We start from the raw sequence: 24385 nt of genomic DNA, 5'->3' as shown, positions 1-24385 counted from the left end.
GGCGAGGATGACGCAGATCGCTGGCCACCGGGCCAGCCGGCAGCAGGGGAGGGACGCGGGCGCATGAGTGAGCGCACATTGCGGGGCAAGGTGGCGATCGCCGGGATCGGCGAGACCACCTACTACAAGCACGGAAAATCGCCCGATGCCGAGTTCAAGCTGGCGCTGCAGGCGGTGCTCGCCGCCTGCCGCGACGCCGGCATCGACCCGCGCGAGGTGGATGGCTTCGCCTCCTACGGCAATGACCGGTCGGATGCGCCGCGGCTGGCGGCCGCACTCGGCATCAGGGAATTGCGCTTCTCCAACATGCATTGGGGCGGCGGCGGCGGCGGCGTTGCCGCGGCGGTGGCGAATGCCGGGGCGGCGGTGCATTCGAGCATGGCGAATTGCGTCATCGCCTTCCGCTCCCTCGCCCAGGGGCAGTTCGCCCGCTACGGCCGCGGCGCGCAGCAGGCGGCAGCGGCGGGGGATGACGCCTTCCTCGCCCCCTACGGGCTGATGTCGCCGGCACAGCGCTTCGCCATGAAGATCACCCGCTTCATGACCGAGCACGGCATCCGGCATGAGGCGCTGCGGGCCATCGCGCTCACCTCCTACCACCACGCCCAGACCAACCCGCGCGCGGTGATGAACGGGCGGCCGCTGGATGTGGAGAAGTACGAGGCCTCCCGCTGGATCATCGAGCCCTTCCACCGGCTGTTCGACTGCTGCATGGAGAATGACGGCGCCGGCGCGGTGCTGGTGGTGCCGGCGGAGCGCGCCAAGGACCTGCCGCACAAGCCGACCTACCTGCTGGGCGCGGCGCAGGGCGGCCACCACCGCAGCGCAGCGCCGGTGCACAATGCGCCCGACTATGCCTCGGCGCATTTCCCGACCGTCGCGCGAAACCTCTGGGCGATGTCGAAGCTCGGGCCGAAGGACGTCGACGTGCTGCAGGCCTATGAGAATTTCACCGGCGGCGTGCTGCTCGGCATGGTCGAGCACGGCATGGTCAGCGCCGAGGAGGCGAATGACTTCCTGGTGCCGGAGAATTTGCGCTTCGACACCGGCAAGCTGCCGCTGAACACCAGCGGCGGCAACCTCGCCGAATGCTACATGCATGGGCTCGAAATGGTGAACGAGGCGGTGCGCCAGCTGCGCGGCGACGCCTGCAACCAGGTGAAGGACCCGCAGGTCGCCATGGTCATCGGCGGCCCGATGGTGACACCCGTCAGCAGCTTGATCCTCGGCACGGAGGCAACCCTGTGAGCGCCAATATTTCGCACGTCCTGCCGCCGGGGCTGCCCGCGCCGGCGCAGGAACCCGTCGCCCTGCCGTACTGGGAAGGCACCCGTGCCGGTCGTCTGGTGATCCAGAAATGCCGGGGCTGCGGCAAGCATCAATGGGGCCCGGAATGGGTCTGCCACCGCTGCCATTCCTTCGACCTTGGCTGGGCGGAGGTGGCGCCGCGCGGCCGCATCTACAGCTGGCAGCGGCCGCACCACCCGGTGCATCCGGCGCTGAACGGCCACGGCCCCTACATCATCGTGCTGGTCGAACTGCCGGGCGCGGACAATGTGCGCATGGTCGGCAACCTCATCGGTGATCCATTGCAGGAGGTGCGGATCGGCGCCGAGGTGGAGGCGGTGTTCGAGCCGCATGACGAGGCGACGCCGCCCTACACGCTGGTGCAATGGCGGGTCGTCGGCTGACGGAGACGCGAGATGTCCGGATTGTATTTCGAGGAATTCGAGGTCGGCCAGGTGTTCAAGCACCGCATGCGGCGGACCATCACCGAGGCCGACAACACCTTCTTCTCCGCGCTGACCCACAACCCGGCGGCGCTGCACCTGGATGAGGAATACTGCCGCACCGAGACGGAGTTCGGCCAGCGCATCGTCAACAGCGCCTTCACCCTGGGGCTGATGGTCGGCATCACCGTCGGCGACACGACGCTTGGCACCACCGTCGCCAACCTTGGCTGGGATGAGGTGCGTTTCCCGAAGCCGCTGTTCCACGGCGACACCGTCCGGGTAGAGACGGAGGTGCTGTCGAAGCGCGAGAGCAGGTCGCGCCCCGGACAGGGCATCGTCGAGTTCCACCACCGCGCCTACAACCAGAAGGACGAGCTGGTGGCGCATTGCCGGCGCTCCGGACTGATGCTGGGGAAGCCGAAGTGAGCGCGTCCGATCGTTTGAGCGACAGCGAGAGCGTGAATCGGCCGCGTCCAAACAACACGCCTGTTCGGTCCTGGCTCTTCGTCCCCGGCGACAGCGAGCGCAAGCTTGCGAAGGGCGGCGAGAGCGGCGCCGATGCGTTGATCCTCGACCTTGAGGATTCGGTCGCACCGGCCCGCAAGCCGGTGGCGCGGGAGATGGTGCCGGAGTACCTGCGCGCCCATCCCGCGCGCCGGCCGCAGCTCTGGGTCCGCATCAACCCGCTGGACGAAGGCGGCCTGGCCGATGCCGCCGCGGTGGTGCGCGCGGCGCCGGACGGGCTGGTGGTACCGAAAGTGAACGGCCCGGACGAGCTGCTACGGCTGTCCCACTGGCTGGATGCGCTGGAGGCGCGGGACGGGCTGCCGCCGGGCGGCATCCGCCTGCTGTCGGTGGCGACGGAGACTGCCGCGGCGGTGCTGCGCCTGGCCGAATACGCCCGCACCCCGGTGCCGCGGCTGGCGGCACTGACCTGGGGGCAGGAGGATTTGCCGGCCGCGCTCGGCGCGACTGGCAACCAGGATGCCAGCGGCGGCTTCGCCCTGACCTACCGCTATGCCCGCTCCGCCTGCCTGCTCGCCGCGGTGGCCGCCGGCGCCCAGCCGGTGGATACGCTGGAGCAGGATTTCCGCAACGAGGCGGCGCTGCGGGCCGCCTGCGCGGCGGCGCGGCGGGAAGGCTTCACCGGCAAGGTCGCCATCCACCCGGCCCAGGTCGGCCCGATCAACGAGGGCTTCCGCCCGACCGCGGAGGAGGTGACCTTCGCCCGCCGCGTGGTCGAGGCCTTCGCCGCCAACCCCGGCATCGGCACGGTGGGGATGGATGGGCGAATGCTCGACATGCCGCATCTACGCCAGGCGCAGCGGGTGCTGGCGATGGATGCGGCGTTCGGTGGGTGAAGCGCCGAGTCTGGGCTTACCCCTTCGAACAACCGACCCACGGCGGGGGGCGGGGATGAGATTCGTCCCCGTTAGGGGCTCGGGGGCGAAGCCCCCGAAGATGTTCACCCAACCAACGCCGGCCGCCGATCACGCCACGGCGTGACACGCTCATAGGCGTCGCCCGCGCGCAGTACCGTTGCCTCGTCGAACAGCCGGCCGGCGATTTGCAGTGAGAAGGGCATGCCCTCCTCGTTGAAGCCCATGCACAGCGACAGTGCCGGATTGCCGCCGACATTGAAGGCGGTGGTGTAGCCTATCCTGGTGAACAGGCTTTCCGGCGGCTGCGGCTGCAGCGTCTTCGCCGGCTCGCCAGAGGGCAGCATGATCAGGTCGACCTCCGCGAACACCGCCTGCATGGCGCGGGCGAGTTCGGTGCGCAGCCGCATGGCCTGGATGTAGTCCTCGGCGCGGATCAGCCCGCCGGCGATGATGCGGTAGCGCAGGCTGGCGCCGAACAGCTCCGGGCGCTTGCGCAGATCGGGGCCATGGATGGCGTAGAGCTCTGCCATGGCGATGATCTTCTTCGCATCCTCGTAGCGGTGCAGCGGCGGCAGTTCCACCAGGCGCAGCGTGGCGCCCAGGGCGCGGAATGTGTCGAGCGCGGCATCCAGCGCGGCGCGGGTCGGCGCCGAGGCGGGCACCTCCTCCTCGATCCAGCGATAGGGCACGCCGATGGTGAGCCCCTTCACCTCGCCGGTCAGCGCCGCGGTGTAGTCCGGCACCGGCAGCTCGACGCTGCCGGGGTCGCGCGGGTCGAAGCCGGCGACGAGGTTCATCAGGATCGCCACATCCTCCACCGTCCAGGCGAGCGGTCCGGCGTGGTCATGGGTGAAGCAATTGGGCAGTACGCCGCGGCGGCTGACCCTTCCATAGGTCGGCTTCAGCCCGGCGACGCCATTCGCCGCCGCCGGCCCGCGGATCGAGCCGCCGGTGTCCGACCCCATGCTGCCGAGCACCAACCCCGCGGCGATGGAGGCGCCGGAGCCGGAGGAGGATCCGGCCGGATCCTTGTCGAGGTCCCAGGGATTGCGGCAGGGCGGGAAGAGCACGTCCCAGGAGGGGCCGCCATGGGCGAATTCCCAGGTCGCCGCCTTGCCCAGCAGCACGCCGCCGGCGGCTGACAGCTTCTCCTGCGCGTCGCAGTCCGCTGCGGGAATGTTGTCCGCCAGCAGCTTCGACTGCGCCGTGGTGCGGATGCCCCGCGTCTCGAAGATGTCCTTCAGATTGTAGGGGATACCGTGCAGCGGGCCGCGGTAGCGCCCGGCCATGATCGCGGCCTCGGCGGCCCTGGCCTCGGCCAGTGCGCGCTCCCGTGTCAGGGTGACGAAGCTGCCGAGCCGTGCATCCACCGCATCGATGCGGGCGAGGCAGGCGTCCAGCAATTCCACCGGCGAGAGGTCGCGCCTCTCGATCCGCCGCGCCGCCTCGGCGAGGCTGAGGAACTCGGTCATGGCTCAGCCCTGCCGCGCGAAGGTCGCGGCGTTGAAGACATGGGCCGGCTCGTCGCCATGCGGTCGGTCCTGGGCGATGCGGGCGAGCATCACCTCCAGGTGCCGATAGGCCGAGAGCAGTTCACCCTGGTAGGCGGCCGGCAGCGCGCCCAGCCCGGCCTTCGCGGCGAGCAGGCGCAACTCCTCCTCGGTGGTCGCGGTCATGGTGGTGTCTCCGTCAGGGGTGAGGCAGTGTGCGGGCGCTGGTCAGGCGATGTCCACGGTGGTCAGGTCCTGCTGCCAGCTCTGCGCCTGCACGAATCCCTTCACCCGTGGCGACATGGCGCGCGGATTGAGGTCGTGCACGATGAAGGCCCAAAGCGCGTTGTCGACGAAGGCGGCATGCAGCTCGCCCAGCAGCAGGTCCTGCTTCTCGCTGTCGAACTCCACCTCGGCGCGGGCGGCGAGGTCATCGACCTTCGGGTCATTGAACAGGCCCCAGTTGACGCCGACCGGCGGATTGCGCTTCGACCAGGTGGTATCGATGAGCGAGGAAGGGTCGGCAGTGCCGAGCGAGTTGTTCAGCGCATGCATGCCGCGATTCTCCGGCGCCGCCGCGCCGCTGCGCCGCCGCCCCCGCAGCGTCTCCCATTCCAGCACTTCCAGGCGGAGATTGATGCCGATCTCGGCGAGGCCCTGCTTGATCGCCTCGTTCATCGGCAGCGGCTGCATCTGGCCGGAGCCGCTGGTGGAGATCAGCACCGTCGCGTTGCAGGGGTTGCGCGGGCCGTAGCCGGCGGCCTGCAACAGCCGCTTCGCCTCCCGCGGGTCGTGGCGGAGCTGGAATTGCGGTTGGCCGAACCAGGGATCGTTGGGCAGCGCCGCGCCCTTCGCTGCCATTGCCGTGCCGCCGAGCAGCGCCACCAGCCCCTCGCGGTCGATGCCGAGGTTGATCGCCTGGCGTACCCGCACATCGCGGAACGGGCTGTCCGGCAGGCAGGAGAGCAGATAGGGCCAGACATGTGGGTAGCCGTTGGTGACGATGTTCATCCCGGCGTTGCGCAGCCGCGGGATCATGTCGGGCGAGGGTGCCTCGATCCAATCCACCTGCCCGGAGAGGAGCGCGGCGCCGCGGGTCAGCGGATCCGGCATCGGCACCACCACCAGCCGGTCGCATTTCGGAATGCGGGCGCTGTCCCAGTAATGCGCATTGCGAACATATTCGATGCGCTCGCGCGGCACGACCTTGTCGAACCTCCACGGGCCGGTGCCGGAGGGGTTCTGTGCGAAGCGGGCCCAGCTGCCGCCCAGCTCGCGCCAGCGCGCCGGCGAGGAGAAGAACACGCTGACCAGTTTCCAGGGCAGGTTGGCGTTCGGCTCGCGGGTGGTGATCTCCACGGTGCTGCCGTCCACCGCGCGGTAGCTGGTGATCGGCGCGACGAAGGTCGCCGCCTGCGCCGCCTGGGCGCTGTCGTATTGCGGCGCGTCCTTGTTCATCACCTTGTCGAGGTTCCAGACCACCGCCTCGGCGTTGAACTCGGAGCCGTCGTGGAAGGTGACGCCCTGGCGCAGCCGGAAGGTCCAGCGGTTGCGGTCGGCCGCATCGGTGGACCAGCTCTCGGCGAGGCCGGGACGGATCCGCGCCTTGCGGTCGCCGCGCGACAGATCCCAGTTGGTCAGCCCGTCATAGCCGGTGATGCCGGCGAAGCGGATGCCTTCGGCGCCCTGGCTCGGCTGGCCGGTGGTGGAGGGGATGTCGGCGGCGGTCATGCCGACGCGCAGCACCTTCTCCGCAGCTTCGGCACGGCGCGGTAGCGCGCCGGCCAAGGTGGCGACAGTCAGTCCTGTGGTGAAATGGCGTCGCAGCATGGGCACCCCCGGCAAGGTGGTGGGGCCGTGCGTCGCGCTGGCGTGGTCCTCGGGCGGCAGCATGGCGCGGCCATGCTGCACTGCGCAATAGGTCAGTCGTGAAACAACCGGCTGCGCGGCCGTTCCAGGCCGAGATGCTCCCGCAAGGTCGTGCCGGTGTAGTCGGCACGATAGAGGCCGCGCTCCTGCAGGATCGGCACGACGAGGTCGACGAAATCGTCGAAGCCGCCGGGGAAATAGGGCGGCAGGATGTTGAAGCCGTCGCAGGCATGGGCCTCGAACCATTCCTGCAGCGTGTCGGCGATCTGCACCGGCGTTCCGCAGATCACCCAATGGCCGCGCGCCGCGCCGGCCAGGTTGAGCATGTCGCGCCAGGTCATGCGCTCGCGCCAGGCCTTGGCCAGCATCGCCTTGGCGAAGCCGTGCGAGGTATCGGGCAGGGGGAAGTCCTTCGGCACCAACTCGTCCAGCGGCAGGCCGGCGACATCCATGCCCATGCGCGAGGACAGCATGGCCCGCGCATTCGCCGGGTTCACGAAGGATTGCAGCGTGTTCAGCGTGGCCCGCGCCTCGGCCTCGGTGCGGCCCACCACCGGCATGACGCCGGGCAGCACCGCAATCTCCCAGGGCTCCCGGCCGAAGCGCGGCATGCGCGACTTCAGCGCGACATAGCCCTGCTTCGCCTCCTCCAGATCCTGCACCACGGCGAAGACCACATCGGCGGTGCGGGCGGCGAGGTTCAGCCCGGGCTCCGACGAGCCCGCCTGCAGGATGATTGGCTGGCCCTGTGGCGTGCGGCTGGTGGGCAGCGGTCCCTTCACCTTGAAGAAGCGGCCTTCGTGATTCAGCGGACGGACCTTGGCGGGATCGATGTACTGGCCGGTGGCGTGGTTGCGCACCACCGCGCCGTCATCCCAGCAATCCCAAAGGCCGCGCACCACATCGACGAACTCCTCGGCGACCTCGTAGCGTGCGTCATGCTCCGGATGGATGCGGCCGAAATTCTCCGCCGCCTTGCCGCCGGAACTCGTCACCGCATTCCACGCCGCGCGGCCGCCGCTCAGATGATCGAGCGAGGCGAACATCCGCGCCACGTTGTAAGGCTCGGCATAGGTGGTGGAGGCGGTGGCGCCGAGGCCGACATGGGTCGTCGTCGCCGCCAGCGCCGCCAGCATGGTCAGCGGCTCGAAGCGCGCGGCGAAGCTTGGGTGCATGCCCGGCTCGCTGGCCAGGTTGTCGCCGAGGAAGATGAGGTCGAACTTGCCCCGCTCGGCGATGCGGGCGATCTCCTGCACCACCGACAGATCCTCGAAGCTCTGCGCCGCGCCGGGGTAGCGCCAGCCGGCGATGTGGTTGCCGGTGCCCAGTACGAAGACGCCGAGATGTATCTGGCGGGGATACTCGGGCATGCGGCAATTCTCCTCGGTGGTCGTAACGGATGGCGACGCAGCAAATTGCATGCCTGCCCGTGCCGGCATGCGGATTGCATCTTAGCCCGCGCGCAGCAGGGGTGGCGAGGGCGGGATGGGCGAGCCGAAACGGCAGATCAGGCTTGGCGTATCGGCGATCGGCATGGGCTACCACATCGCCGCCTGGCGGCACCCGGATGCCTCTCCCGGCGGCAATATGGAGTTGGCTCATTTCATCCGCAGCGCACAGGCGGCCGAACGCGGCCTGTTCGACATGTTCTTCCTGGCCGATGGCGTCGGCATCCGGATGTACGACGAGCCGCCCGGCGCGCTCGCCCGCTCCTCGAAGAACGTGCAGTTCGAGCCGCTGACCCTGCTCTCGGCGCTGGCGATGGTGACGACGCATATTGGGTTGATCGCCACCGCCAGCACCACCTGGAACGAGCCCTATCACGTCGCCCGCAAATTCGCCTCACTCGACCACATCAGCGGCGGCCGGGCAGGGTGGAATGTCGTCACCTCGGTGACCGCGCAGGAAGCGCAGAATTTCGGTCATGAGGCGCCGCCCGACTACGACCACCGTTACGACCGCGCCGCGGAATTCGTCGAGGTGGTGCGCGGCCTGTGGGATACGTGGGAGGATGATGCCTTCCTGCGCGACAAGGCGTCGGGAATCAATTTCAACCCATCGAAGCTGCACATCCTGAACCACCGCGGGAGGCATTTCACCGTACGCGGCCCGCTCAACGTCGCCCGCACGCCGCAGGGCGCGCCGGTGATCGTCCAGGCCGGCGCGTCCGAGCCGGGGCGGGAACTGGCGGCGGCGACCGCCGATGTGGTCTACGCCGCGGCGCAGACACTGGAGGATGCGCAGGCCTACTACGCCTCGGTCAAAAGCCGCATGGCGAAATACGGCCGCCACCCCGATGCGCTGAAGATCATGCCCGGCCTCATGGCCATCCCCGGCCGCACCCGGCAGGAAGCGCATGACCGCTACGAGATATTGCAGGAGTTGATCCATCCGGTGGTCGGCCTCGCCGCCATCGCCGGCTCGCTCGGTGATCTCTCCGCCTTCCCGCTCGATGGTCCGGTGCCGGAGCCGACCAATCCGCGGATGCTGAGCCGGGCTAGGATCCTGCTCGACATGGCGCGGCGCGACAACCTCTCCATCCGCCAGCTCTACCTCGCCATCGCCGGCGGCAACGGCCACCGCACCATCATCGGCACCCCCGCCGACATCGCCGATGCGATGGAGGAGTGGTTCACCCAGGGTGCCGCGGACAGCTTCAACATCCTGCCGCCCTGGCTGCCCGGCGGGCTCGAGGAAGTGGTCGACCAGGTGGTGCCGGAACTGCAGCGCCGCGGCCTCTACCGCACCGCCTACGAGGGCCGAACCCTGCGCGCCATCCTCGGCGCCGCGCCCGCCCCCAACCGCCACGCCGGCGCCGCGCGGCGCGCGGCCGAATGAGGACCCCGCCCATGCTACGCCCACTGCTCGCCCTGCTGATGCTCGCCACCCCCGCCGCCGCCCAGGAACTGCGCATCGGCATGAAGGCGGCGGTGGACAGCGCCGATCCGCACCTGACCTACACACCCAACCGCAATGTCGGGCTGCATGTCTTCGAGACGCTGACCGATTTGAACCCGACGCTCCGCCCCGTCCCTGGCCTCGCGGAATCCTGGCGCGCCATCGATGAGCTGACCTGGGAGTTCACCCTGCGGGAAGGCGTGCGCTTCCACGATGGCACGCCCTTCACCAGCGAGGATGCCGCCTTCTCCATCCGCCGCGCCCAGACTGTGACCGGCGCCCGCACCTATGCCAGTGCGGTGCGCAACGTTGCCTCCGTGGAGACGCCGGATCCCCGCCGGCTGATCCTTCGCATGCGCGTGCCGACGCCGATGCAGCCGCACCACATCGCTTCCATCGGCATGGTTTCCGCCCGCGCCGCCACCGATGCGGCGGAGGCCGATTTCAACGGCGGCCGCGCCGCCATCGGCACCGGCCCCTATCGCTGGGTGCGCTGGACCCCCGGCACCGAGGTGGTACTTGAACGCGCCGGCACCTGGCGTGGCACGCCGGAGCCCTGGGCTCGCGTCACCTTCCGGGCGATGGCCAACGACAGCTCCCGCGTCGCCGCGCTGCTCGCCGGGGATGTCGACGTGATCGACACCGTCCCGGCCGGGCTGCACGCGAGGGTGCGGGAGAGCGACCGGACGAAGCTGGTCTCCACCGAGAGCATCTTCACCCACTACCTCTACATGGACAGCATGTCGGCCCGCGTCGCCAATGCGACCGGCGCCGACGGCCAGCCGCTGCCGCAGAACCCGCTGCGCGACCAGCGGGTGCGGAAGGCGATGAGCCACGCCATCAATCGCGTGGCGCTGGCCGAGCGCGCCATGGAAGGCGGCGCCACCCCAGCCTATCAGGTGGCGGCCCCGGGGCTGATCGGCCATGACCCGGCTGCGCCGGCCATCGCCTACGACCCCGCCCTGGCCCGCCGGCTGCTGGCCGAGGCGGGCTACCCGCAGGGCTTCGGCCTCAACCTGCAATGCACCAGCGACCGTTTCGCCGGCGATGCCCGCACTTGCCAGGCGATCGGCCAAATGCTGACCGCCATCGGCATCAAGGCCTCGATCGAGGCGCTGCCGATCGCAGTCTACTTCCGCCGTGGCACGCAATCGGCGCCGGGCGGCGAGCCGGAGCTCTCGGCGCATCTGTCGATGTTCGGCTCCACCCTCGGCATCGCCAGCGAGTCGCTCACCAGCCTGATCCGCACCATTGACCCGAAGCTCGGCCATGGCGGCTGGAACCGCACCCGCTACTCCAACCCGGAGTTGGACCGGTTGCTGACAGAAGCCGAGGGCATCTTCGACGATGCAGCGCGGGAGAAGGGCATCCAGGCCGCGGCGCGCTACGCGGTGGACCAGCAGGCGCTGCTGCCGATCTTCTTCGTCCGCGCCTCCTGGGGCATCCGCCGAGGGCTGACCATGGTGCCGCGAGCCGACAGCTTCACCATGGCCACCACCACCAGGGCGGCGCCATGATGCCGCAGGCGGCAGGAGGTGGCGCGGGAATGGGCGGATCACGCAGGCAGCTGAAGCTCGGGGCCTTCCTCTACACGCCCGGCAGCCATTCCGCCGGCTGGCGGCACCCGGATGCGGTGCCGGAGACCGACATGGAATTCGCCTGGTACGTCCATATGGCCCGGACCGCCGAGCGCGGTCTGATCGATTGCGTCTTCTTCCAGGACACTGCCGCGGTCAGCGGCAGCGCCAACCTCGACGGCGCCGGCGCGGTGCGGCCGCGGGTCAGCCGGCAGGTCTATCTGGAGCCGGTCAGCCTGATCGCCGCCCTGGCGGCGGTGACGGAGAACATCGGCCTGGTCTCCACCGCCACCACCACCTATGCCGAGCCCTACGACCTCGCCCGCCGCTTCGCCACCATTGATCACATCAGCGGCGGCCGGGCAGGGTGGAACCTCGTCACCTCCCAGGTCGAGGATGAGGCGGGAAATTTCGGCGCCGAACGGCACATGGAACACGGGCTGCGCTACGAGCGGGCCGGCGAATTCTGGGATGTAGTGACCAGCCTCTGGGACAGCTGGGAGGATGGCGCGCTGCTGCGCAACAAGGCGAGCGGCACCTACATCGATGGCACGAAGCTGCATTTCCAGCACCACCAGGGCAAGCACTTCAAGGTGCGCGGCCCGCTCAACCTGCCGCGCACCCCGCAGGGCAGGCCGGTGGTCTCGGAAGCCGGGTCCTCGGAGGCGGGGAAGGAGCTGGCGGCGCGCACCGCCGACCTGGTCTTCACCGCCCAGACGGTGCTGGAGGAGGGCAAGGCTTTCTACGACGACGTCAAGGCGCGGGCGGTGCGGCACGGCCGCCACCCGGACGACGTCAAGATCCTGCCGGGGCTGATGACCATCGTGGGCCGCACCGAGGCGGAGGCGCAGGAAAAACTGGCCTCGCTGCAGGCGCTGATCTCGGATGAGGCGGCGATGCGGCTGCTGGCGCGGCTCTGCGGCGACCTCGACATCCACGCCTTCCCGATCGACGGCCCGCTGCCGCCCCTGCCGCCGAGCAACGCCGCCAAGGCGCGGCAACAGCTGATCGTCGATCTCGCGCGGAAGGAGAAGCTCAGTATCCGCCAGGTGGCGCGCTATCTCGGCACCTCGCTCGGCCACCAGTTGCAGGTTGGCACACCGGCGATGATCGCCGACCGAATGCAGGAATGGCTGGAGGCCGGCGCCTGCGACGGCTTCAACCTGATGTTCCCGCATTTCCCGAAGCCGCTCGAAGATTTCGTCGATATGGTGGTGCCGGAGCTGCAGCGCCGCGGCATCTACCGCACCGCCTATGAGGGGAAGACGCTGCGGGAGAACCTTGGCGTCCCGGTGCCGCGGAACCGCTACGCCCCGGCGTGAGCGGATTGCCGGCACACTTCGGAAGTGTCTCCCTCGTACCGCCGCAGCGTCATGGCCGGACCTGATTCGGATGCGCGGGTCAAGCCCGCGCCTGACGGACAGGGAGGCGCAAAGGGGCACCTCTCGCTTCCTCCGCCGGCCCGCCGAACGCCCTACCCCCTGAAATCTGCGGGCTCCGGCACATCGGTGTAGAGGCGTTGCAGCCGCTCGCGGAAGGCGCCGCTGCCCTTGGCGATGCTGCCGGCCACCGGGTCGCCGCCCGGGAGCAGCGTATCCGAGGCCTCCAGGCTGAAGCGCCGGACGAACGCCACCCGCGCGTCGCGCCAGGCGGCGACATCCTCCGTGGTGCCGCCACGCCGCAGCACCGCCCCGGCGACGACGCCATCCTCGATCGCCTGGCTCGTGCCCTGGCCAAGGGTCGGCACCATCACCTGCGCCGCTTCGCCCAGGAACAGCACCCGTCCGCCGAGTGCGCTGCGCCGCAGCGGCGACTCCTGCATCCAGCCCCAGCGGATCCGCGTCACATGCCGCTGCAACGCCGCGATCATCCAGGCGACGGCCTCGCAGGGCGCGGCGCTGGCCGGGGCGTAGAGCTGCTGCTGCAGCTCGGCGGTGCGGGCGGCCTCGGCCACCTCGGCCTCCGGCTCCGGCAGCGGCACCGTGCCGGCGATCAGCGCCGCGCCCTCCGGCAGGCGGTAGGACAGCAGCTGCCGCTGGCCGTTGAACCATTGGCCGTAATCGTCGAAGGGGCAGTCCTCGGCATCCGGCACCAGCAGCCGGGTCAGCGCCACGCCCGGCCGGCGCGGCCGCTCCAGCCCGGCGGTGATGGCGCGCAGCCGCGAGTGGCGCCCGTCATCGGCCACCAGCAGATCATAGGCGGCGGGCCGTACCACCGCGCCGCTCGGCGTGCGCAGGATCGGGACGAGGCGGCCGATCGCATCTTCCTCCAGGCTCTCCAATGCCAGGCCATGGCGGCTGTGGCCGGCCAGCGGCGCCTGCACCAGCCGAAAGAGCGTGGACCAGCGAAGCCGGGCGCCTGGCTCCTCGGCCAGGCTGAGCAGGTCGAGTGCGCAGAGCCGGTCCCCGGTCGCGGTCGCGATGCTCCAGCGGCGCCAGGGCAGCGACGACGCCCGCACCACCGCATGCCGCGCCGGCAGATGCAGCCGCAACGCCTTCAGCGCATTCGGCGCGAGGGCGAGGCCGGTGCCGGCGGCCGCCACCGCCTCTGCCGGCCGCAGGTCGAAGGCGTCGACCTGGACGCCGGGCTCCGCCGCCAGCATCTCCGCCAGCACGCAGCCGGCGACACCGGTGCCGATGATGCCGATCCTCACCCGCCGCGCTCCCCCCGGGCCGCGCCAGGGGCCGGCCGCGCTGGCGGCTGACCGCCTGGGCGGCGAGACTTGACGACAGCGTAGCAAATAGCGCCGCGCCGCATCACCCCGGCGGCAGCGACGGCACCCGGCCGCCCGGGCGGTCGAGGTCGAGCACGGGCCCGATCGGCAGGATCCCGAAGGGGTTCAGCTGGCGGTGGCTGCCGTAGTAGTGCCGGGTGATGTGGCCGAGGTCGACCGTCTCCGCCACCCCCGGCACCTGGTAGAGCGAGCGGGTGTGGTCCCACAGCGCCGGATAGTCCACCACCCGGCGGCGGTTGCACTTGAAATGTGTGTGGTAGACGGAATCGAAGCGGATCAGCGTGGTGAACAGCCGCCAGTCCGCCTCGGTGCAGCGCGTGCCGCAGAGATAGGGCTGGGTCTGCAACCGCGCCTCCAGCCAGTCCAGCGTCTCGAACAGCGGCTGCACCGCGGCGTCGTAGGCGGCCTGGCTGCGGGCGAAGCCGGCGCGGTAGACGCCGTTGTTCAGCGTCGCATAGACCCGCGCGTTCACTGCCTCGATCTCCGGCCGCAGCGCCGCCGGGTACCAGTCGCCGGGCGCCGCGCCGATGCCGTCGAAGCCGCTGTTGAGGATGCGGATGATCTCGGCGCTTTCGTTGTTCACGATGGTGCGCCGCACCCGGTCCCATAGCACCGGCACGGTGACCCGGCCGGAATAGCGCGGGTCGGCGAGGCGGTAGAGCTCGTGCATCGCCTGCACGCCATTCACCGTATCCGGCACCACCCCCTCGCCAGGGGCGAAATTCCAGCCGGCGTCGGCCATCAGCCAATGGGTGACGGAGACGCCGATCATGCCCTGCAGCCGCTTCAGCACCCGGAAGATCAGCGTGCGATGCGCCCATGGGCAGGCCAGCGAGACATAGAGGTGATAGCGCCCGGCCTCCGGCGGAAACCGCCCGCCGGGCGCGATCACTTCGCGGAACCGCGTCTCCGGCCGCTCGAAGGCGCCGCCTGTCGAGGGTGGCTCCACCGCATGCCAGGTGCCGTCCCGCATCACCCCCATGGTTCAGCTCTTCGTCGGCATGAAGCGGAAGCCGTCCCCCCAGCGGGTGAAATGCCCGGTGGAGGGGGAGGGGAAATGCGCCGTGCACATCAGCCGCCCGGTGTCGCAATGGCATTCCAGGAATTTCCGCCGGGTGACGGCGGATTGCGCCTGATCGGAGTCGGCGCGCATCGACAGCTCCGGGTAGCGGGCCTGGATCGGCGAGTGGATCAGATCGCCGCTCAGCACGGCGATGGTTTCGCCCTTGCCCAGTTCCACCGCGTAGTGGTCCGGCGTATGGCCGGGCGTCGGCGTCAGCCGGACATGGTCGTTCATCGCATGGTCGGTCGAGACCAGGTCGGCCCTGCCGGCGGCGACGATCGGCAGCACGCTGTCCTCGATCACCGGATTCGGCGCCTTGGCGTGCTCGGCGTTCCAATAGGCGAATTCGCGCTCGCCGAAGATGTAGCGGGCCTTCGGGAAGGTCGGCACCCAGCGGCCATTCTCGAGCTTGGTGTTCCAGCCAACATGGTCGACATGCAGATGGGTGCACATCACGTAGTCGATGTCGTTCACCGAGAAGCCGGCCGCTGCCAGGTTCTTCTCCCAGGTGTCGTCGGTCTTCTGGTGCCAGAAGGGGCGGTTCGGCCGTTCCTTGTGGTTGCCGACGCAGGTGTCGACCAGGATGTTGTGGTGCGGTGTCTGCACGATGTAGCTCTGGATGCAGAGCCGCAGCTTGCCGGTGGCGGGGTCGATCGCATCCGGCTCCAGCCAGCTGCGGTTCTCGGCCAGCAGCTCCGGCGTCAGCGTGGGCAAGAACTCCAGCGGATCGAAGAGCGGCCGCTCCTCCTCGATGATGCGATGGATGGTGAGGTCGCCGAGCTGGAAGCCGTTTGCCATTGGTGTCGTCTCCTCCGCGGCCCTCGCCGGGACCGCCCACGGGTATGGTAGCGCCCTCGGGCGCCAACGCCAGCCGGAGACGCCGTTGCCGGCGACGGCTAAAAGCGAGCCATGCACCATGTCCCGCCGATGCTCGCGACGCTGGTTGTCGCCCTGACGCTCGCCCTCGGCCTCGGGGTGGCGGCGCGTGCGCTGCGGCTTCCGCCACTGTTCGGCTACCTGGTCGCAGGCGTGCTGGTCGGGCCCCATACCCCGGGCTTCATTGCTGATGCCGAACTGACTGCCATGCTGGCGGAGGTCGGGGTGGCGCTGCTGCTGTTCGGCGTCGGGCTGCACTTCCGGCTTCAGGACCTGCTGGCGGTCTGGCGCATCGCCCTGCCCGGCGCCGCGGCCCAGGTGGCCGTGGGCACCGCGCTCGGCGCCCTGGTGGGCAGCTCCGGCTTTGGCCTCGCAATGGGGCCGGCGCTGGCCTTCGGGCTGGTGCTGGCCATCGCCTCCACCGCGGTCGCCACCCGCACCCTGGAGCAGAGCGGCCACCTCAGCACCCAGGCCGGGCGGATCGCACTCGGCTGGCTGGTGATGCAGGATCTGGTGGCGGTGATCGCGCTGGTGGTGGTGCCGGCCGCGGCGGCCTCGGGGCTGGCGGATCTGCCGCGGGCGCTGGGCCGGGTGGTGCTGGAATTGCTCGGCTTCGGCGCCTGCGTCTTCCTGCTCGGCCGGCGCGGGCTGCCCTGGCTGCTGACGGCGCTCGCCCGTGGCCGGTCGCGGGAGCTGTTCACCCTCGGCGTCATCGTCGCCGCCCTCGGCGTCGCCTTCGGCGCCGCGGTGCTGTTCGGCGTCTCCTTCGCGCTCGGCGCCTTCTTTGCTGGCGTGCTGCTCGGCGAGAGCGACCTCGGGCACGAGGCGGCGGCCGAGGCCATGCCGCTGCAGCGCGTCTTCACCGCGCTGTTCTTCGTCTCGGTCGGCATGCTGCTGGACCCGGCCGCGCTGCTGGCGACTCCGCTGGTCTCGGCCGCGGCGCTGCTGGCGGTGCTGCTGGGCACCGGTCTGGCGACCTTCCTGCTGCTGCTGGCGCTGCGGGTGGAGACGGCGACCGCGGCGATCGTCGCCGGGGCGCTGGCGCAGATTGGCGAATTCTCCTTCTTGCTTGGCAAGGTGGCGATCATGGAGGGGGTGCTGCCGACGGCGGCGAACGCGCCGCTCATCGCCGCCGCCTTCGGCGCCATCCTGCTGACTCCGCTGTCGCAGCGGATGTTGCTGTGGTGTGCGGCGCGGATCGACCAGCGGCCGGGCTACCGCAGCTGGCAGGCGGCGACGCAGGGGCCGGCGATCCGGCCGCTCGAGGGCAGCATCGGCGCCGGCCAGGCCATCGTGGTGGGCTATGGCAGGGTCGGGCGGGTGGTGGCGGCCGCGCTGCAGCGCCACCGCCTGCCGCTGGTGGTGGTGGAAGCCGACCGCCGGGTCGCCGAGGCCGCCATGGCTGCCGGCCTGCCGACCATCTGGGGCGATGCCTCGCGGCCGGAGGTGATGGCGGCGGCGAGGCCCGGCACGGCGGAGCTGCTGATCCTCGCCCTGCCGGATGCGGCCTTGGCGCAGCAGGTGCTGCAGCTCGCCCGCCAGGCCAACCCCGGCATCCTGGTCGCGGCGCGGGTGCATGACGACGACGCCATGGCGGCGCTGACCGGCGACGATCCGGTCGGGCTGGCGGTGATGGGAGAGCGGGAGATCGCCCTCGGCATCGCCGATTTCGCCCTGCTGCGCCTCGGTGTCGAGGCATCGGCGGTGCAGCGGACGATTGAGATGCTGCGCGGCGGGCCGGCCGAACTTATGGCAGATTAGGACGCCGCTTCGGTCATGCGCCGCCGGGCGGTTGCAGCCTGCCGCAGCGGAATGCGGAGTGGCCTGGGAGCCCGGCAGCGTGAAGCCCGGCATCGCCGGCGCAGGAAGACGTTTCGCGCGGCCGAATCGATGGCACCATGGCAGGATCGAGAGGCAGGCCAGCCGACCGGACCCTCCGCTCCGCGAGCCGCGCCGTTCCGGGAGAGACCCATGTACGAGACCATTGAGCGTCCGGCGGACGGCTACCGCTTCATCCCCGCCGTCTTCCAGTATTCCGGCGGCGTCTCCGCGCTGCCCGGCCACCGCATCGAGCGCGCCCGCTTCGCCGAGCCGGTGCCGATGGCCGAGGGCTTCGCCCGCATCGCCGCCTACCTCACCGCAATCGGCCGGCCGCTGACCGCCTTCTGCGCCTGCGAGCTGCGCTCCCCCGGGCAGTTCACCGAAGCCGGCTTCCGTGAGTTCAACCTCGGCTACGCCAAGGTGCTGGGCGAATGGGGCATCCTCGCCGCCGGGCCGAACCCGGTCGCCCGCAGCAACGTCTGCCCGGAGCTGGCGCCGCCCGCTGCCCCCGGCTTCCATGCCTTCAGCTACACCATCCCCGATGCGGATGCGGCGCCGAGCTTCGTCAACGCCGGCAGCGGCGAGAGCACCGAGGGCAAGGGCAGCTACGCCGAGAAGACCATCGCCCTCGGCGACCTCTCGCCCGCCGGGCTGCGCCGGAAGGCGGCATTCGTGCTCGGCGAGATGGAGCGGCGGATGGAGGCGCTCGGCGGCGCCTGGTCGATGGCGACGGCGGTGCAGGTCTATAGCGTGCACGACATCCACCCCTTCCTCGGCAATGAGATCGTGCGGCGAGGCGCCGGGCGGCATGGTGTGACCTGGCATTTCTGCCGGCCGCCGGTGATCGACTTGGAGTACGAGATGGATGTGCGCGGCCTGCCGCTGGAGCGCGTGCTGCCGGGCTGAGGATCAACCTACTGCTTCTGGCGGATCGGCCGGCGGCTGGGAGGCGATGGGCGGCTCGACCTCCCGCAGCCGGGTCGCCGCGGCGCGCCAGATGTCCTGGCGCCAGGGGGCGAGGGCGGCGCTGTCGGAGACGCCGGCCGGCAGGTGCCCCCAGCGGCGCATCTGCCGCAGGAACCAGGCAGCCTGGTCGCGACGCGGCAAAGTGGCGGTGCGGAAGCGCAGCGGCGCGGCCAGCGGCAGGCCCTGCGCCATGCCCTCGAAGGCGGCGGCGATCTCGGCGGCGGCCAGACCGGGGAAGGCGCGGCGGCGCAGCATGGCGACCGCCGCGGCCTGGTTCGCCGGCTCCTCCAGCCAGCGGGTCGCGGCGATGATGGCGGCGGTGCAGGCGATGGCGCTTTCCGGGTCCTGCGCGGCGTAATCGGCGGCGAAGGCCAGCACCTTCTCCGGATGGTTCGGCCAGATGTCGCCGGAGGACAGCGCGATGGTGCCGATACCAAGCGCCGCGGCATGGCTGCCCCAGGGCTCGGCGGCGCAGAAGCCGTCGATCAGCCCGGCCTGCAGCCGCTGCGTCAGCAGCGGCGGCGGCACCACCACCAGCCGCAGGTCGCGGTCCGGGTCGAGCCCGGCCGAGGCCAGCCAGTGGCGCAGCAGATAGTTGTGGGTGGAATAGGGGAAGGCCACTGCCAGGGTCGGCGGCGGCTGGCCGGCGTCGGCCCGCCGGCGCAGCAGCGCGGCGAAGGCGCCGGCCGCCAGCGGCAGGGTGAAGCGGCCGAGCGCCGCGGCCAGCGGCTGCGACAAGGTGAGAGTGCTGCCATTGGCGCCAAGCCCGGCACCGACGATGAGCTGCGCCTGCACCCCATCCAGCCCGGCGGCGAGTGCCAGCGGCATCGGCCCTTGCAGATGCGCGGCATCCAGCGCGCCGAAGGCCAGCCGGTCGCGCACCGCTGCCCAGCCTGTGCAGGCCGAGAGCGCGACCCGCAAGCCGACCGCGTCGAACAGCCCGAGTTCCTCCGCCACCAGCAGCGGCGCCGCATCGGTCAGCGGCACGAAGCCGAGCCGCAGGGTACGCAGCACCGGGCGCTTCAGGGCAAGGCGGGAGGGGGATTCCAGAACTCCGGGCACGCGGACGATCCTCCGGCGATCAGGCCAGACACGGACCGCCATTGGACCGCCGGGGAAGGGGGCGCCGTCGCGGGCCAAGGGCCCGCGGTGATGCACACCGTTGCACACCACCGCGCCATGCGAACCTCAGCAGGCCAAGGACAGCGGGTCAAGGAAAATGCTGATGTCGTAGGCAATGCGCCAGAATTGCCATGAGTTGGGACCAAATATAGGCGATTCGCCTATTTTTTCTCCAACACCATCGTGGCTGCCGCCGCCAGCCGCAGCCCTTGGTCCATCGCCATCCGCCGCAGCCGCCGATACGCCTCCGGCTCGCTGAGCCGGTGCCGCTGCATCAGCGCGCCGGTGGCGCGATCCACCAGCTTGCGTTCTTCGAGGTCGCTCTGTGCCAGCGCGAGCTGCCGCCGCAGCGCCTGATGGGCACGGAAGCGGCGGATCGCCACCTCGATGACCGGCCGGACGCGGGACGGCGCCAAGCCCTCGACCACATAGGCGGCGACGCCGGCCTCCAGAGCCGCCTCGATCTGCTCCGGCGCGGCCTTCTCGGCAAACAGCACCACCGGTCGCGGCTCATCTCGATGCAGCGCCCGCATGCCCTCCAGCTCGTCGCGCGAGGGATCATCGAGGCCGCAGACGATCACCTCGGCGCCGGTATCCCGGACCCGGCGGGTCAGCTCCTCGACGCCGGCGGCGATGGCGACGACGGTGCAGCCAGCCGCGGCCAGCCCCTCTTCCACCGCCGCGGCACGGTCCAGGTCACTGTCCACAAGCAGAACGCGCAGGGTGGCTGTTCCTTGATCGAGAGTCATCCGATCAGGCGAGAAAGCATGGATCGTGCCGCGTTACGGATTGTCGGGTGGGCGTCGCTGGGGCAAGCTGGCCAGCCAAGGAAGCAGACTGGAAACGCCATGCGTAACGGCATTCCGCGCCGCTTGCTGCCCGCCGTGGCGGCAGCCGGCTTGACCATGCGCCGCGCCGATGCGCAGGCCGCCGGCTGGCCGACGCGGCCGGTGCGCATCATCGTCCCCTTCACCCCGGGCGGCAGCAACGACGCCATGGCCCGACCGCTGGCCGAACGCCTGCACGCCCGTTTCGGCCAGCCTTTCGTCATCGAGAACCGACCCGGCGCCGGCAGCGCCGTTGGTGTCGGCGTGCTGGCGCAGTCGCCGCCGGATGGCCATACGCTGCTGGTCACCACCTCCTCCATCGCCGCCATCGGCGCGGTGCAGGGCACCGGCTTCGATCCGGCGGCGGAGCTGGATGCGGTGGCGCTGCTCGCCCGGGCGCCGCTGGTGGCGCTGACGCCGCCGGCCTCGCCGATCGACAGCATCACCGCGCTGGTGGCGGCGGATCGGGCACGGCCCGGCACCTTGCACTACGCCAGCTCCGGCCCCGGCAGCACCACCCATATCATGGCCGAGCTGTTCAACCTGCGGGCCGGCACCAGGCTGCAGCACGTGCCCTATCGCGGCACGGCCCCGGCGCTGACCGACCTCACCGCCGGCCGGGTCGATCTGATGTTCACCACCATGGCGAGCGCCGCCGGCCAGATCCGCGGCGGGCTGCTGCGGATCATCGCCTATACCGGCGACGAGCGGCCGGAGGGCTCGCCGCCGGCACCGACGGTGAAGCAGGCCGGCATCCCCTACGAGGCCGGCATCTGGTGGGGCCTCTTCGCCCCGCGCGGCCTGCCGCCGGCGCTGCGGGACGCCATCAACGCGGCCACCAACGCGGCGCTGGCCGATGCCGGCTTCGGCCGCTACCTGGCGGCCGAGGGCGCCATCCCGGCGCCGCTGCAGGTGGCGGATTTCGCTACCTTCCTGCGCCGCGAGGTCGGCGAGATGCGCGACGTCGTGGCCGCCGCCCGCATCAAGGCTGATTGACACTGGCGGCGGTTCTTCGTGACCGGTCAACCGCGCCGCAATCGCCGGACGTCGCACCAATAGGCGCGATCCTCCGGAACACTTGGCTACGCGGCACCGGCATGAATGGAACATTCATGCCGCCAGTATGAGGCTGGCCGCAGCGGGCATGATTGGCGCGCCGCCCCGCGCCACGCCCGCTGCGGCGGATTGCGTTCACGTCTGCATGCCGATCCGCTGTAGCCTGCGTTGTCGAGCGGCTTCACGCTCCGGGGCGTTCGCGCCCCTCGACGCCCGCTGCCTCGCCGACCAGCTCGCCCGCCACGCCGACGACCCGCGCGTAGCGCTGCGGGCCTATGAAGCGGAGCGGTTGCCGGCGACCACCCAGGTGGTGCTGACCAATCGCCGTGCCCCGCCCGACGCCATCCTGCGCGAGGTGTTCGAGCGCACGGGCGACCAGCCCTTCGACCGCATCGAGGATGTGATGTCGCAGGCGGAAATGCTGGCCATCACCTCTGGCTACAAGCGCGTCGCCGGCTATGACTTGGACAGCCTGAGGGCGCGCCGGGGATGACGTCCCGCGGTGGCCACGGCATGAAGGAGGGCTTGATGCGGAACACCGAGGCGGTGTGGCGGCTGGTCGACGCCAGGACACCGGAATTCACCGCGCTATCGGACCGGATCTGGGGCATGCCGGAACTCGCCTATACCGAGACCCGCTCCTGCGCGGAGCACACCGCCATGCTGCGCGACCAGGGCTTCCGGGTCACCGAGCAGGTTGCCGGCATCCCGACGGCCGTCATGGGCGAGGCGGGGGAGGGCGGGCCGGTCATCGCCATCCTCGGCGAATACGACGCGCTGCCGGGGCTGAGCCAGGAAGCCGGGGTGGCCGAGCCGCGGCCGCTGCCGGGGCCGGGCTTCGGCCATGGCTGCGGCCACAACCTGCTCGGCTCGGCGTCGCTGCTGGCGGCGACGGCGGTGAAGGAATACCTGGAAGAGAACATGCTGCCCGGACGGGTGCGCTACTATGGCTGCCCGGCCGAGGAGGGTGGCGCCGCCAAGGGCTTCATGGTGCGGGACGGCGCCTTCGCCGATGTCGACATCGCCATCTCCTGGCACCCCGCCGCCTTCGCCGCGGTGCAGGAAGCGGTGTCGCTGGCCAATACCCGCATCGACTTCGGCTTCACCGGCCGCGCCTCCCACGCCGCCGCCGCGCCGCACCTCGGCCGCAGCGCGCTGGATGCGGTGGAGCTGATGAATGTCGGCGTGAACTACATGCGCGAGCACATGCCGAGCGACGCGCGCATCCACTACGCCTATCTCGATGCCGGCGGCGTCGCCCCGAATGTGGTACAGCCCACCGCCAAGGTCCGCTACCTGATCCGCGCCCGGGACCTGGTGGAGCTGCGGGCGCTGATCGCCCGCGTCCGCAGGATCGCCGAGGGCGCGGCGCTGATGACCGAGACACAGGTCACCGCGAAGGTGGTCAGCGGCGTCTCCAACCTGCTCGGCAATGCACCGCTGGAACGCGCCATGCAGGCCAACCTCGAGCGGCTCGGCCCGCCGCCGTTCGACGAAGCCGATCGCGCCAAGGCAGCCGAATTCCAGGCGACCTTGAGCGAGGAGGACATCGCCGCCTCCTGGCGACGGATCGGCCTGCCGGTGCGCAAGGGCGTGACCCTCTGCGATGTGGTGGTGCCGCTGGAGGTGAAGGGCGCGCCGATGGTCGGTTCCACCGACGTCGGCGATGTCTCCTGGGTGGTGCCGACGGTGCAGGCGCGCGGCGCCACCCATGCCATCGGCACGCCGGGCCATTCCTGGCAGCTCACCGCCCAGGGCATGCTGCCGGCGGCGCATAAGGGCATGGTGCATGTGGCGAAGGTGATGGCCGGCACCGCGGTGGATGCGCTGCGCGACCCGGAACTGGTCGCCGCCGCCAAGGCCGAGCTCGCCGCCCGCACCGAGGGCAACCCCTATGAGCCGGTGCTGTCGCCGGACGTCCAACCACCCTTCAACATGTCCACGGGAGCCGCCTGATGCGCCTCGATGAAACCGCGCGTGGCGTCTTCGTCATCGCGCCGACGCCCTTCACCGACACCGGTGCGCTGGACGAGGCGAGCACCGACCGCATGGTCGATGGCTTCCTCGCCGCCGGCGCCTCGGGCCTGACCATCCTCGGCATCATGGGCGAGGCGCCGAAGCTCGACGGCGCCGAGGCGCTTGCTTTCACCGCCCGGGTGCTGAAGCGCGTCGCCGGGCGGGTGCCGGTGATCGTCGGCGTCTCCTCGCCCGGCTTCGCCAGCATGAAGGCGCTGGCGGCGGGGGCGATGGACGCCGGCGCCGCCGGGGTGATGATCGCTCCGCCCGCCGGGCTGCGCGGCGATGACGCGGTGGTCGGCTACATCGCCCAGGCCGCGGCGGTGGTCGGTGACGCGCCTTATGTGCTGCAGGATTTCCCGCAGGCGACCGGCACCTTCATGTCGGTGGAGATGATCCGCCGCATGGCGGAGGATCCGCGACTGGTGATGCTGAAGGCCGAGGACTGGCCGGGGCTCGACAAGCTCTCGGCTTTGCGCCGGCTGACCGCGGAGGGCCGGATGCGGCGGATCAGCATCCTCGGCGGCAATGGTGGCCAATTCCTGCCGGAGGAGCTGCACCGTGGCGCAGACGGCATCATGACCGGCTACGCCTTCCCCGAGATGCTGGTGCAGGTCTGCCGACTGATGGCCGCCGGCGACCGCGCCGCGGCCCACGACGCCTTCGACCCGCACCTGCCGCTGATCCGCACCGAGCTGCAGCCGGGCCTCGGCCTCGCGGTGCGGAAATACGTGCTGCAACGGCGTGGCTTCATCGCCAGCGCGGCGCTGCGGGCGCCAGGTCCGAAGCTCTCGGCGGAGACGCAGGCGGAGGTGGAGTTCCTGCTGGAACGGCTTGGCCGGGGTGAGAGAGGGTAGGGGGGAAGAACGGGGCGCTGCCTCCGTGCCTTCGCTGGGGGGACGAGCGTCCCCCCAGGCCCCGGCCTTGGCTTGGGGCACCTGGAGCCTCTTCCCTA

22 protein-coding genes are annotated in these 24385 nt (G+C 70.7%); 13 read left to right on the top strand and 9 right to left on the bottom strand.

Annotation, left to right across the window (positions count from 1 at the left end; all coding sequences use genetic code 11):
* Window positions 1-63 precede the first annotated feature (63 nt).
* Genes H7965_RS09685 through H7965_RS09670 form a run of 4 tightly spaced genes read left to right on the top strand, consistent with a single transcriptional unit; the run spans window position 64 to window position 3094 of the window.
* Window positions 64-1248 (top strand): thiolase C-terminal domain-containing protein, encoded by a 1185-nt coding sequence (locus H7965_RS09685; protein ID WP_186770366.1) that lies wholly within the window; start codon window positions 64-66, stop codon window positions 1246-1248.
* Complete coding sequence (locus H7965_RS09680; RefSeq protein ID WP_186770365.1) at window positions 1245-1691, top strand: Zn-ribbon domain-containing OB-fold protein; 447 nt, start codon at window positions 1245-1247, stop codon at window positions 1689-1691. Before H7965_RS09685 ends, H7965_RS09680 begins: the two co-directional genes overlap by 4 nt.
* Before the next feature lie 12 nt (window positions 1692-1703).
* Window positions 1704-2159, top strand: coding sequence for a MaoC family dehydratase (locus H7965_RS09675; RefSeq protein WP_186770364.1), 456 nt, complete (start codon window positions 1704-1706; stop codon window positions 2157-2159).
* The gene (locus H7965_RS09670) at window positions 2156-3094 is read left to right on the top strand and encodes an HpcH/HpaI aldolase/citrate lyase family protein (RefSeq protein ID WP_229682559.1); all 939 of its coding nucleotides are present in this window, start codon (window positions 2156-2158) and stop codon (window positions 3092-3094) included. Before H7965_RS09675 ends, H7965_RS09670 begins: the two co-directional genes overlap by 4 nt.
* Window positions 3095-3198: 104 nt before the next feature.
* On the opposite strand, the gene H7965_RS09665 is transcribed toward H7965_RS09670, so the two are convergent.
* Genes H7965_RS09665 through H7965_RS09650 form a run of 4 tightly spaced genes read right to left on the bottom strand, consistent with a single transcriptional unit; the run spans window position 3199 to window position 7844 of the window.
* A complete protein-coding gene (locus tag H7965_RS09665; RefSeq protein ID WP_186770363.1) occupies window positions 3199-4587 on the bottom strand; it encodes an amidase in 1389 nt (462 codons plus the stop codon).
* Between the two features lie 3 nt (window positions 4588-4590).
* Window positions 4591-4791: a hypothetical protein gene (locus tag H7965_RS09660; protein ID WP_186770362.1), complete on the bottom strand. Its 201-nt coding sequence runs from the start codon at window positions 4789-4791 to the stop codon at window positions 4591-4593.
* A gap of 42 nt (window positions 4792-4833) precedes the next feature.
* On the bottom strand, window positions 4834-6498 hold the full coding sequence (locus H7965_RS09655) for an ABC transporter substrate-binding protein (protein ID WP_222440533.1): 1665 nt from the start codon (window positions 6496-6498) through the stop codon (window positions 4834-4836).
* Between the two features lie 29 nt (window positions 6499-6527).
* Window positions 6528-7844 carry an LLM class flavin-dependent oxidoreductase gene (locus H7965_RS09650; protein WP_186770361.1) on the bottom strand — a complete coding sequence of 439 codons (1317 nt, stop codon included), beginning with the start codon at window positions 7842-7844 and terminating at the stop codon, window positions 6528-6530.
* A gap of 115 nt (window positions 7845-7959) precedes the next feature.
* On the opposite strand from H7965_RS09650, the gene H7965_RS09645 reads away from it, so the two are divergent.
* Genes H7965_RS09645 through H7965_RS09635 form a run of 3 tightly spaced genes read left to right on the top strand, consistent with a single transcriptional unit; the run spans window position 7960 to window position 12271 of the window.
* Entirely contained in the window at window positions 7960-9312 is a 1353-nt protein-coding gene (locus tag H7965_RS09645; RefSeq protein WP_186770360.1) for an LLM class flavin-dependent oxidoreductase, read from the top strand.
* A gap of 11 nt (window positions 9313-9323) precedes the next feature.
* The gene (locus tag H7965_RS09640) at window positions 9324-10889 is read left to right on the top strand and encodes an ABC transporter substrate-binding protein (RefSeq protein WP_186770359.1); all 1566 of its coding nucleotides are present in this window, start codon (window positions 9324-9326) and stop codon (window positions 10887-10889) included.
* Between the two features lie 29 nt (window positions 10890-10918).
* Complete coding sequence (locus H7965_RS09635) at window positions 10919-12271, top strand: LLM class flavin-dependent oxidoreductase (protein WP_186770358.1); 1353 nt, start codon at window positions 10919-10921, stop codon at window positions 12269-12271.
* A 152-nt stretch (window positions 12272-12423) separates the two neighbouring features.
* Here the strand turns inward: H7965_RS09635 and H7965_RS09630 are convergent, their stop codons facing one another.
* From H7965_RS09630 to H7965_RS09620, 3 genes are all read right to left on the bottom strand, one after another.
* The gene (locus tag H7965_RS09630) at window positions 12424-13602 is read right to left on the bottom strand and encodes an FAD-dependent oxidoreductase (RefSeq protein ID WP_186770357.1); all 1179 of its coding nucleotides are present in this window, start codon (window positions 13600-13602) and stop codon (window positions 12424-12426) included.
* Between the two features lie 103 nt (window positions 13603-13705).
* Complete coding sequence (locus H7965_RS09625; RefSeq protein ID WP_186770356.1) at window positions 13706-14665, bottom strand: glutathione S-transferase family protein; 960 nt, start codon at window positions 14663-14665, stop codon at window positions 13706-13708.
* 3 nt (window positions 14666-14668) lie between these two features.
* Entirely contained in the window at window positions 14669-15544 is an 876-nt protein-coding gene (locus tag H7965_RS09620; RefSeq protein WP_186770355.1) for an MBL fold metallo-hydrolase, read from the bottom strand.
* Between the two features lie 111 nt (window positions 15545-15655).
* Here H7965_RS09620 and H7965_RS09615 point away from each other — a divergent pair, with 111 nt between their 5' ends.
* Window positions 15656-17383, top strand: a complete 1728-nt coding sequence (locus H7965_RS09615; protein ID WP_186770354.1) for a cation:proton antiporter — start codon at window positions 15656-15658, stop codon at window positions 17381-17383.
* A 210-nt stretch (window positions 17384-17593) separates the two neighbouring features.
* The gene (gene cnbZ / locus H7965_RS09610) at window positions 17594-18349 is read left to right on the top strand and encodes a 2-amino-5-chloromuconate deaminase CnbZ (protein WP_186770353.1); all 756 of its coding nucleotides are present in this window, start codon (window positions 17594-17596) and stop codon (window positions 18347-18349) included.
* A gap of 3 nt (window positions 18350-18352) precedes the next feature.
* On the opposite strand, the gene H7965_RS09605 is transcribed toward cnbZ, so the two are convergent.
* Together H7965_RS09605 and H7965_RS09600 are read right to left on the bottom strand one after the other, a co-directional pair.
* A complete protein-coding gene (locus H7965_RS09605; protein WP_186770352.1) occupies window positions 18353-19471 on the bottom strand; it encodes a CmpA/NrtA family ABC transporter substrate-binding protein in 1119 nt (372 codons plus the stop codon).
* A gap of 221 nt (window positions 19472-19692) precedes the next feature.
* On the bottom strand, window positions 19693-20238 hold the full coding sequence (locus tag H7965_RS09600) for an ANTAR domain-containing response regulator (protein WP_229682558.1): 546 nt from the start codon (window positions 20236-20238) through the stop codon (window positions 19693-19695).
* A gap of 141 nt (window positions 20239-20379) precedes the next feature.
* Between H7965_RS09600 and H7965_RS09595 the strand changes: the two genes are divergently transcribed.
* The 4 genes from H7965_RS09595 to H7965_RS09580 all read left to right on the top strand — a co-directional run bounded on the left by H7965_RS09595 (window position 20380) and on the right by H7965_RS09580 (window position 24287).
* Complete coding sequence (locus H7965_RS09595; RefSeq protein WP_186770351.1) at window positions 20380-21354, top strand: Bug family tripartite tricarboxylate transporter substrate binding protein; 975 nt, start codon at window positions 20380-20382, stop codon at window positions 21352-21354.
* Window positions 21355-21559: 205 nt separating this feature from the next.
* A complete protein-coding gene (locus tag H7965_RS09590; RefSeq protein ID WP_186770350.1) occupies window positions 21560-21907 on the top strand; it encodes a Rossmann-fold NAD(P)-binding domain-containing protein in 348 nt (115 codons plus the stop codon).
* Window positions 21908-21942: 35 nt separating this feature from the next.
* Window positions 21943-23370 carry a M20 family metallopeptidase gene (locus tag H7965_RS09585; RefSeq protein ID WP_186770349.1) on the top strand — a complete coding sequence of 476 codons (1428 nt, stop codon included), beginning with the start codon at window positions 21943-21945 and terminating at the stop codon, window positions 23368-23370.
* Entirely contained in the window at window positions 23370-24287 is a 918-nt protein-coding gene (locus H7965_RS09580; protein WP_186770348.1) for a dihydrodipicolinate synthase family protein, read from the top strand. The genes H7965_RS09585 and H7965_RS09580 overlap by 1 nt, the downstream gene beginning before the upstream one ends.
* Window positions 24288-24385: the final 98 nt, after the last annotated feature.

The sequence above is a fragment of the Siccirubricoccus deserti genome (assembly GCF_014283215.1).
In the GTDB taxonomy this organism is placed as follows: Bacteria; Pseudomonadota; Alphaproteobacteria; order Acetobacterales; family Acetobacteraceae; genus Siccirubricoccus; species Siccirubricoccus deserti.
The sequence above is the reverse complement of the archived record's forward strand: the minus strand, read 5'-3'. Positions and strand labels throughout refer to the sequence as shown.